Annotated in this window: 5 protein-coding genes and 3 pseudogenes; 1 reads left to right on the forward strand and 7 read right to left on the reverse strand. The window is 63.2% G+C overall.

Features of this window, described 5'->3' with window-relative positions; translation table 11 throughout:
- Positions 1–164 precede the first annotated feature (164 nt).
- Positions 165–590 (forward strand): PPOX class F420-dependent oxidoreductase, encoded by a 426-nt coding sequence (locus IPM60_15275; GenBank protein ID MBK8909186.1) that lies wholly within the window; start codon positions 165–167, stop codon positions 588–590.
- 45 nt (positions 591–635) lie between these two features.
- Here IPM60_15275 and IPM60_15280 read toward each other — a convergent pair.
- The 7 genes and pseudogenes from IPM60_15280 to IPM60_15310 all read right to left on the reverse strand — a co-directional run bounded on the left by IPM60_15280 (position 636) and on the right by IPM60_15310 (position 6973).
- Positions 636–967: pseudogene (locus IPM60_15280) on the reverse strand (type II toxin-antitoxin system HicB family antitoxin).
- Positions 964–1227: a type II toxin-antitoxin system HicA family toxin gene (locus IPM60_15285; protein MBK8909187.1), complete on the reverse strand. Its 264-nt coding sequence runs from the start codon at positions 1225–1227 to the stop codon at positions 964–966. The pseudogene IPM60_15280 and the gene IPM60_15285 overlap by 4 nt, the downstream one beginning before the upstream one ends.
- Before the next feature lie 9 nt (positions 1228–1236).
- A pseudogene (locus tag IPM60_15290) lies at positions 1237–2637 on the reverse strand (glutamate synthase subunit beta).
- A gap of 135 nt (positions 2638–2772) precedes the next feature.
- Positions 2773–5524: pseudogene (locus IPM60_15295) on the reverse strand (hypothetical protein).
- Between the two features lie 86 nt (positions 5525–5610).
- Positions 5611–6129, reverse strand: coding sequence for a hypothetical protein (locus IPM60_15300; protein ID MBK8909188.1), 519 nt, complete (start codon positions 6127–6129; stop codon positions 5611–5613).
- Entirely contained in the window at positions 6107–6325 is a 219-nt protein-coding gene (locus IPM60_15305; GenBank protein ID MBK8909189.1) for a hypothetical protein, read from the reverse strand. Before IPM60_15305 ends, IPM60_15300 begins: the two co-directional genes overlap by 23 nt.
- Positions 6326–6358: 33 nt before the next feature.
- Positions 6359–6973: a hypothetical protein gene (locus IPM60_15310; protein MBK8909190.1), complete on the reverse strand. Its 615-nt coding sequence runs from the start codon at positions 6971–6973 to the stop codon at positions 6359–6361.
- Between the last annotated feature and the right edge of the window lie 1082 nt (positions 6974–8055).

Here is an 8055-nt window from a genome sequence, read left to right on the forward strand (position 1 = left end):
TCGAACTCCACGTCTTTGCGCGGAATGAAAGCGCCATCCGTCTGTATGAATCGTGTGGGTTCGTGCCGGAAGGCAGACGCCGGAGAGCGGTCATGCGAGACGGGAATATATCGACGATTTAGTGATGGGTCTGTTGTTGTAGCCCATCTTGCAGAGAGGTAAGCATGAGAAAACTGTCACGCGCCGAATGTCTGGCCTTTATGACGGCCCAACCCCGAACCGGCAAGATCGCCACCGTCCGGCCCGACGGCCGCCCTCACGTCGCGCCGATCTGGTTCATCCTCGACGGCGACTCGATGATCTTCACCACCTGGCGCACCTCGGTCAAGGCGGCCAACCTGCGCCACAGCCCCTGGATTTCTCTGACCGTTGACGACGAGACGCCGCCCTACGCCTACGTGAAGTATGACGGCATGGCCGAATTCTTCGGCGACCTGGACGATCTGCGCCATTGGGCGACGCTCATCGCCGGGCGCTACATGGGCAAAGAACTGGCTGAAGCATACGGCAAGCGCAACGGGGTCGAGGGAGAACTGCTGGTTCGGGTGACGCCAACGTCCATCTCCGGCGAAACCGATATTGCCGGCTGATAAATTGGTTAGGCTGGCCAACATATTGGGGATAGAGCATCTGTCCTATTGCTCGACCGCATCGGCCAACTTATCCGTCGCCCATTGATTGATGCTCTTGCCGCTGACTTTGGCCGCCATAGCCACTGCCGCGTGAACCTCGGTGGAATCCGAAGCATCAGTTTGCCGGAATAGGGTTTCTGCGGTTGCCGGTTTAGTCTGGCGCAGGTTTCCAGATAATCATCAACCGCTTCTTCAAACGCGGCGCGCAACTCAGCGACCGACTCGCCGTGAAATCCAACCACGTCCCGGATTCCGGCGATATGTCCGACAAAGCAGCGATCCTCATCACTGTACTCAATCTGAGCAGCATAGCCTTTATAAGTCATCGTGTTCATGGGGTTACACCAGCTTGCTCCAAAAAACGTCGAGCGTCTCGAACCTGATATGGTTTGGCTTCTTTTTGTGGGTGCGGGCGATGAAATGTAGCGACTACGCCGTTCAATTCAAAACGTACTCGCGAACCTCTTCCTTCAATACGAATCGCTCCAAGCGCTTCAAAGAGAGCTTCAATTGACTGCCATTCCAGATTGACCGGAGTCGGCGTTTTGAAGATCGTGCTCAGGGTCTTTTGATGGCGCTTGTTCACCACCTGTATGCTATCAATTTATGCTATCAGATGCAAGGTGTTCGACAGAAGATCGGCTAAATCATTTGTGCGATGATACTCAAGGCAGCGTCGTCTCCCCATCAACCACCGATCCACCTCTCTCGCCGCCGCCCGCCCTCATTGATCGCCCAGACGACGAGGCTCTGCCCGCGCCGCGCGTCTCCGGCGGCGAAGACGTTGGGCGCGTTGGTCTGGAAGCGGCCGTAGGGCGCGTCGATATTGCCGCGGCCGTCCTGCGCCACGCCCAACTGCTCCGGCAAGCCCCCTTCCGGCCCCAGAAAGCCCAGCGCCAGAATGACCATCTGCGCCGGCCACTCCGCGCCGTGCCGGGAACGGCATGGGGAGCGAGCCGTCCGTCCCCGTTGGCGCTCCAGGCCACATCCACCGTCCGCAAGCCGCGCAGGCAGCCGCCTTTGTCGCCAAGCAATTCCACGGTCTGGACGCTGTAGGATCGCGGGTCGCCGCCGAAAACGGCCGCCGCCTCCGCCTGCCCGTAATCCATCCTGTAGACGCGCGGCCATTGGGGCCAGGGGGTTATCGGCGGCGCGGGACGCCGGTGGTTGGGGCAATATCTCGAACTGGACGCGGCTGCGGCAATCCGGGCGCAGCGCCGTCGCCACGCAGTCGGTTCCGGTGTCGCCGCCGCCGATGACGATCACGTCCTTGCCCGCGGCCGAGAGGTAGCGGCCGTCGGCGTGGCCGGAATCGAGCAGGCTCTTCGTGTTGCCGTGCAGAAAGTCCATCGCGAAGTGGACCCCGCCGAACGCGCGGCCGGGCACGTTCAGATCGCGCGGCCGGGTGGCTCCGGTGCAGAGTACCACGGCGTCGAAGTCGCGGCGCAGGTCTTGTCGGAAATATCCACGCCGACTTCAACCCCTGTCAGAAAGCGAATGCCGCTTGCCCGCATCACGTCAATGCGCCGCCGGACGAGCGCCTTGTCGAGCTCATGTTGGGAATACCGTACATGAGCAGCCCGCCGGGCCGGTCGGCCCGCTCGAAGACGGTTACTTCGTGGCCGACGGTGTTCAGTTGCTCGGCGCAGGCCAGCCCGGCCGGGCCGGAGCCGATGACCGCCACGCCTGCCGGTTCGTCGCGCCGGGGTCGCCGGCTCCACCCACCCCTCGTCATAGGCTCGCTCGATGATGGCGAATTCGATGCTCTTGATCGTCACCGGCGGGTCGCTGATGCCGAGCGTGCAGGCCGCCTCGCACGGCGCGGGACAGACGAGACCGGTGAACTCCGGGAAGTTGTTGGTCTTATGTAGCCGGTCGTAAGCCTGCCGCCACAGCCCGCGATAGATCAGGTCGTTCCATTCGGGGATGAGGTTGTTGACCGGGCAGCCGGAGGTCATCCCGTTCAAGATCTGGCCCTTGTGGCAGAGGGGATGCCGCAGTCCATGCAGCGGGCGGCCTGAGTTTGCAGCCGCTCCTCCGGCAAATGGAGATGGATCGGTTGCCAGTCGCCGGTGCGTTCCTGGGATCGACCGCTCGCCCGGCGCTTCCCGCGCAAGGTCACTAACTCGGTTTATCTTGCTCACGCAGTTTCATCCGAGCGGCAGGTCGCGGCGATGCTATCGAAAGCGGCCATGACGGCCTCCTCGCCGGACAATCCCCGCGCCTCCGCCTCGGCCAGAGCGCGCATGACCCGGCCATAGTCCTTCGGCAACACCTTGACAAAGCGCGACCACGTCGATTCCCAGTTCCCGATGGTGCGCCAGGCCGTCGCGCTGCCGGTGAAGCAGGCGTTTCCACACCATGTTGTTCAGTTCCCGCGCATCGGCCGCGTCCAGCGGCAGCAGATCAACCATGTCCAAGTTGCACCGCGGGGCAAATACGCCGTCCGGGTCGTAGACATAGCGATGCCGCCCGACATCCCGGCGGCGAAGTTGCGGCCGGTCGGCCCAAGCACGACGACACGGCCGCCGGTCATGTACTCGCAGCCGTGGTCGCCCACCGCCTCGACGACGACCGTCGCGCCGCTGTTGCGCACGGCAAAGCGCTCGCCGGCCATGCCGCGAATGTAGGCCTCGCCGGCCGTCGCGCCGTAGAATGCCACGTTGCCGACGATGATGTTCTCCTCCGGGTTGAAGATCGACCCGTCCGGCGGCTTGACGGCCAGCACGCCGCCGCAAAGCCCCTTGCCGATATAGTCGTTGGCGTCGCCCTCCAGCGTGAAGGTCAGGCCCGGCGGCAGGAAGGCCCAAAGCTCTGCCCGGCCGAACCCTGGAACGTCAACCGGATGGCGTCTTCCGGCAGCCGGCCGGAGCCGTAAAGCACGGTGACGGCATTGCTGAGGATCGTCCCCACCGTGCGATTGACGTTGCGATGGGCAACGTCGCCGCGACCGGCCTCGCCGCGCTCCAGCGCCGGAGCGCGCCAGGTCGAGCAGGATTGGTTCGGTCGAGGTTGCTCCAGACCGTGATCCTGCGCAGTGGTGCAGCGACGGCCCACCTCCGGCCCCGCTTCCGGCCGGTAGAGCAGCGCCGACAGGTCGAGGTTCCGGGCTTTGGGGTGGCTCAGGTTCTCACGAACGGCCAGCAAGTCGGCGCGGCCGACGAGTTCATCCAGCGTCCGCGCCCCCAGCGCCGCCATGTGCTCTCGCGCGTCCCGGGCGATGAAACGCATGAAGTTTTCGACGTGCTCCGGCTCGCCGGTGAATCGCTTGCGCAGCTCCGGGTTCTGCGTCGCCACGCCGACCGGGCAGGTGTCCAGGTGACAGACGCGCATCATGGTGCAGCCCAGCGCCACCAGCGGCCCGGTGGCGAAGCCGAACTCCTCCGCCCCCAGCAGCGCGGCGATGACCACGTCGCGGCCGGTCTTGAGCTGGCCGTCGGTCTCCAGCCGCACCCGGCTGCGCAGGTTGTTGAGCACGAGCGTCTGGTGGGTCTCGGCCAGGCCGAGCTCCCACGGGAGGCCCGCGTGTTTGATGCTCGACGCGGGCGACGCCCCCGTGCCGCCGTCGTGGCCGCTGATGAGGATAACGTCGGCGTGACCCTTCGCCACTCCGGCGGCTATCGTACCCACGCCAACCTCCGAGACGAGCTTGACGTTGATGCGCGCCTCCGGGTTGGCGTTTTTCAGGTCGTAGATCAGCTGCGCCAGGTCTTCAATGGAGTAGATGTCGTGGTGCGGCGGCGGGGAGATGAGGCCGACGCCGGGGGTCGAATGGCGCGTTTTGGCGATCCAGGGATAGACCTTGTGGCCGGGCAATTGGCCGCCCTCGCCGGGCTTGGCCCCCTGAGCCATCTTGATCTGGATTTCCTTCGCCTGGTTAAGATATTCAATCGTGACGCCGAATCGACCGCTGGCGACCTGCTTGATGGCGCTGTTGCGTGAATCACCGTCCGCGCCAGGCCGGTAACGGTCGGGATCCTCGCCGCCTTCGCCGGTGTTGCTCTTGCCGCCGACGCGGTTCATGGCGATGGCCAGCGTTTCATGAGCTTCCTTGCTGATCGAGCCATAGGACATGGCTCCGGTCTTGAAGCGGGCCATGATCGCTTCGACCGGCTCCGACCTCTTCCAACGGGATCGGCGCGGCGGCGATATTCAGCTCCAGCAGCGAGCGCAGGTCGCCAGTTGCGTTTCCCCGGTCGTGGACTTCGGCCGCGTACCGCTTGTAAGCCCCGTAATCGCCCGTCCGGACGGCGTGTTGCAGCTGTGAATAGTCGAGGGTTGAACAGGTGGAATCGCCGCCTTCGCGATACTGGTACCGGCCGCCGGCCCCCCATGCGGATGCCCGTTGGCCGGTCGTCCGGGAAGGCGGAACGTGGCGCTGCTGGGCTTCACGGCGATAACATCCAGATCGCCCTTCAATGCGCGTCGGCGTGCCGGTGAAGTACCTGTCGATGACGCTCCGGCTCAAGCCCAGCGCCTCGAAAATCTGCGCGCCGTGATAGCTCTGGACGGTCGAAATGCCCATCTTGGAAATAACCTTGACCACGCCCTTGACGCCGCCTTCAGGTATTTTCGACGCCCTCCCCGTAGCTGATATCCGTCAACAACCGGCGGGCGATCAGGTCGTGGATGGTCTCAAAGGCAAGATAAGGGTTGATGGCGTCCGCGCCGTAGCCAATGAGACAGGCGAAATGATGAACCTCGCGTGGTTCGCCCGATTCGACCAGCAGGCTGACCCGCGAGCGCGTCCCCCGGCGGATGAGGTGCTGGTGCAGCCCGGCGACGGCCAGCAGGCGGCGCGGCGGCAAATTCGCGGCTGATGCCCCGGTCCGCCGAGGATGATCAGGTGCGCCGCGGGCGATTCCGCGGTCGGCCGCGGCGCAATAGTTCATCCAACGCCGCCGCCAGGGCCCTCCCGCCGCTGCCGGAGGAAGAGTATCGGCAGCGTGATGGCGCTGAATCCCGGCTACAGGCGACGTTATTGGCCGCCGATGCCGCGCAGCTTCGCCAGCTCGGCGTTGGTCAGAATCGGCGAGTGGAGGCGAATACGGCGGCAATCCTCCGGCCTCGGGTTCAGCAGATCGCCCTCCGAGCCGAGCAGCATCGTGCTGCTGGTGACCAGTTCCTCGCGGATGGCGTCGATGGGCGGGTTGGTCACCTGGGCGAACAACTGGCGAAAGTAGTGATAGAGCAGTTGCGGCCGCTCTGAAAGCGCCGCTACCGGTGTGTCGTCGCCCATCGAGGCGAGAGGCTCCACGCCGTCGCGGGCCATCGGAGCCAGAATCAGGCGCAGGTCCTCGAAGGCATAGCCGAAAGCATGTTGTCGCAGCACAACCGTGTCGTGGGCCGGGACGCGCTCGCGGCCGCCTTCGGGCAAATCCTCCAGCCGCGCCAGATTGCCTTTGAGCCAGCCGGCGTAAGGGTGTTCGGCGGCGATGCGGCGCTTGAGTTCACCGTCGGCGATGATGCGCCCTTCAGTTGTATCGACCAGCAGCATCCGGCCGGGTTGCAGGCGACCCTTCCGCAAGACCTGCTCCGGCGGGATATCGAGCACGCCCACCTCCGAGGCCAGGATCACCCGGTCGTCCGTGGTAACGTAATAGCGCGACGGCCGAGCCGTTGCGGTCGAGCACCGCGCCGACGACCGCGCCGTCGCTGAATACAATCGACGCCGGGCCGTCCCACGGCTCCATCAGGCGCTATGGTAAGCATAGAAGGCGCGCGTGTCATCCATTTCCCGGTCTTTTTCCCACGGCCCGGATCATCATCATAACGGCGTGGGGCAACGAACGCCCGGCCAGCGACAGGAACTCCAGCGTTGTCGAACATGGCCGAATCGGCGCCGTCCTCGTCAATGATGGGCAACACTTTCGGCAGTCGTCGCCGAAACACATCGGAAGGGAACAAGGCCTGCCGCGCTCGCATGGCGTTGACGTTGCCCTTGATGGTATTGATCTCAGTTGTAGGCCAGGTAACGGTTTGATGAGCGCGTTTCCAGGCAGGGAAGGTATTGGTGAAAACAGGGAATGGACGACGGCGATGGCTGAATCGAAGAGAGGGTCAGATAGGTCGGGGAAGTAACCGCGAAGTTGCTCGCAGCAACATGCCTTGTAGATGATGGTGCGACACGAAAGCGAGGCGATGAAGAAGGCCGTGTCGCTGTGCCGATTGCCCGCTTGATCCGTTTCTCGCCCGCCGGATGACGAACAGCTTGCGCTCGAAGGCCAGGGGGTCGCGAAGGTCGTTTGGCGCCGCGCCGATAAACACCTGGCGCATGACCGGCTCGCTGCGAACGGGCCGTCGCGCCCAGGTCGCGATTGTTCGCCGGCACGTCGCGCCAGCCGAGCAGGGTTTTCCCTCGGCGGCGACGATCCTGGGCGAAGGCAGCCCCTGGCAAGAGGCGCGGCGGCCGGCGTCTCGCGGCAGGAAGATCATGCCGACGCCGTACTCCCCCGCCGGCGGCAATTGAAAGCCCGGCAACTGCGTCCCGGCGGCGAAAAATGCGTGCGGAATCTGGATGAGGATACCCGCGCCGTCGCCGGTGTCCGGCTCTGAGCCGCGCGCCCCGCGATGGCTCATATTCTCCAGCACCGTCAGCGCGTCGGCCACGATGGCGTGCGATCGCGTCCCCTTGACATCGGCAATAAATCCCACCGCGGGCGTCATGCTCAAAGCGTGGATCGTACAAGCTTTGCCGGGCAGGCGTCTCGCCGGTCGTTGGAAAGCTCCGGCCGGTGTGGTTGCCTTGTCCCTGCTGTTCGGAACGCCTCATATCATTCTTCTCCTGTTGCCGGGCCATTGCTCGTGGCCGATGGCGTTCGGGGCGCGAAGACACTTCGCCGGGATGGCTATTAATTAGCGAAAAGTCGCATCTTCAGGATGCGAAACAACCTTTGTCCCATCGGCTTGCCCGCCTCCTGAACTTATATACTTTCTACGATAGTTGGGTTTCACTCTTTATTTATGTTTGTGAATTGACACACAATTTGAATCGTGTATCATATAAACTTGTGCTCATTGAAGGGTTCGGCCGCGCGTCGGCACGGCAGTGAGCGACAATAGAATCACTAAATCAGGCCACGACGCCTCTCGCACCAGCCAACGGAAGCGGCGAGGCGTTTTCATTTTAAGGTGGCCTTCGGAGCGAAGATGAGTTGACAAAGGGGATGTTGAGAAATTGAACGACTGTTCGCGAGTCTGAATTTTTTATAAGCGGACCCGAATTTCAAAGGCAGGGATTCAGGTCATTACTTTGCGGGAATAAATGAAAATAGTGGAGAACAAGATAATGAAACCGGCAGACGTAACCAGGTTGATCGCAGATAAAGCGGATCGAATTCATCGATGTCAAGTTCACCGATCTTTCGGACAGTGGCAGCACTTTTCGTTACCGGTCGAGGACTTTAGCGAGGAGACCGCCTTC

The organism is Rhodospirillales bacterium (assembly GCA_016710335.1).
GTDB lineage: Bacteria > Pseudomonadota > Alphaproteobacteria > Rhodospirillales > Defluviicoccaceae > JADJXQ01.

Coding starts and splice junctions, on each gene's coding strand:
- IPM60_15275 (MBK8909186.1), top strand. CDS start 165: ATGAGAAAACTGTCACGCGCCGAATGTCTGGCCTTTATGACGGCCCAA.
- IPM60_15300 (MBK8909188.1), bottom strand. CDS start 6,129: ATGCTGCTGGTCGATACAACTGAAGGGCGCATCATCGCCGACGGTGAA.
- IPM60_15305 (MBK8909189.1), bottom strand. CDS start 6,325: ATGGAGCCGTGGGACGGCCCGGCGTCGATTGTATTCAGCGACGGCGCG.